General features: G+C 53.6%; 1 protein-coding gene and 1 pseudogene. One reads left to right on the top strand and one right to left on the bottom strand.

Going from position 1 to position 1,721, the window contains the following annotated elements:
- On the bottom strand, positions 1–640 hold a 640-nt coding region (locus AUR66_RS21145), incomplete at its 3' end, for a COG1361 S-layer family protein (protein WP_394326254.1).
- Between the two features lie 293 nt (positions 641–933).
- Here AUR66_RS21145 and AUR66_RS07355 point away from each other — a divergent pair.
- A pseudogene (locus AUR66_RS07355) lies at positions 934–1,721 on the top strand (hypothetical protein); the annotation flags it as partial.

Genomic DNA, 1,721 nt, shown 5'->3' with positions numbered 1-1,721 from the left:
CAGACTGCCCGAATGTGATATCTGGGCTCGAAGACGCAAGGTTTACTGTTGCATCAGTTGCTGGTTCCGAGCCGATGTTGACCATTCGGAGAGACACTTCCCCGTCGCCACCAACAAGTAGGTTAGTCGACGTCTCAACGACGCGGAACCGAGCACGGTCTTCTACCCGGATCTCTATGTCAAACGTCTCTGACGCTTCCTGATTGTTGTATGCCTGTGTGCGCTCGGAAATCTGTGAGGTGTATTCGTATTCAACAGTAACAGGAATAGTATACGTTCCTTCTGGGACGCGCTCAGGAACAGTAATCTCGAAGGCAGCACTGACAACGTTCCCGTCAGGGATACTCCCGAGTGCGACTTGGTTAACCTCTGCTGATATAGGTGTGTTCTCAGTGTCTAATTCGGCGGTCACCCCACGAGCAGTAGTCACCTGTGAAATGAGCTGCGGGTTTGACGACCCAACATCAACATCACCAGTATTCTGGATTTGTATCTGGAGGTTTGTCGTTTCACCCGGTGCGACTGAGTTGTCTGGGACGATCACTGAGAGGCTTGGTGACCCACGGACCGCAGCCGTCGCAACACCGGGGATGACCAGTAACCCAACGACGAATAACGTAAGGACTTGTTTTGAGTTCATCTATGGAAGGTTGGAAGGGCTAGTCGAAGTAGTATATTTCTACTACACAGCCTACTGGGAAGCATCGATATATAAAATGTACTAAACTGGAGCAAACACACATTGGATTCTAGTGTGTTTCAGAGATTGTCGAGAACTTCGTTACCTCACCACACACTACAACACAAAGTATTTACCAAAATGGACTCACGTTCAGGATGCACCCCTACCCATGACGGCACTCTCAAGTATTCGCCGATGGCGCCACCCGCTATCGGGTCGAAAGAGAGTGCTGTCGACTCTAACAGCAAACAATGACTGCAACACACAAGGCTAGCGCCCTGTTCATGACGGCGCTGATGGTCCTGTCGGTCTTCGCCGGCGTAGGAACCGTTAGTGCTGTCGACACGTCCGGTAATACGGGTCCGTCCGTTTCTACCGTGACTGTCGGTCAGGACGCTACCACCCACACGATTACGGTCAACACCACACTCGCTGGTGGTGCAGAAGAATCGATTGACTTCACGTTCAACAACTCCGACATCGCAGTTGACGGCGTTGGCGTGGACTCCGACAACGAGAACGTTACTGTCACCGGTACGGAAATCGACGACGAGACCGTCACGGTCGACGTCGAGAACGTCAACGACAGTTCCGAAACCGCTCAGCTGACGGTCACGCTCGTCTCTGACACGGGCGGCCTGACGCCGGTTGACGCTGGTACCGCGTTCAACGTCACGACCGCGAACCAAACCAACGGTGTTACTGTTGACAACGACTCTTCGTTCACGGCGAACGAAGTTCAGAGCGGTGAACTCGCTTTCCAGGGCGAAGTCATCCACGTCAACGTGAGCGGCCTCACCACCTCGTCGCTCGAGCTCCGTGAAGTCACGGATGCTGGCGAGGACGAGAGTTCCTTCATCCGCCAGCTTAACGCCGAAAATATCGCTGACGGCTCCGGTGACCCTTACGTCGAGATCGACACCGAAAACCTCGATGGTGACTACATCGTCACCGACGGAGACGGTGCTTCCTTCGACGGTAACGAAATCGGATTCGAAGTCGCTGTTCAGACTCTCACGACCGAGTGGGACGAAGACAC

The sequence above is a fragment of the Haloferax profundi genome, from assembly GCF_001469865.1.
In the GTDB taxonomy this organism is placed as follows: Archaea; Halobacteriota; Halobacteria; order Halobacteriales; family Haloferacaceae; genus Haloferax; species Haloferax profundi.
Note: the sequence above shows the minus strand (reverse complement) of the source record. Positions and strands in the feature narration are given on the sequence as shown.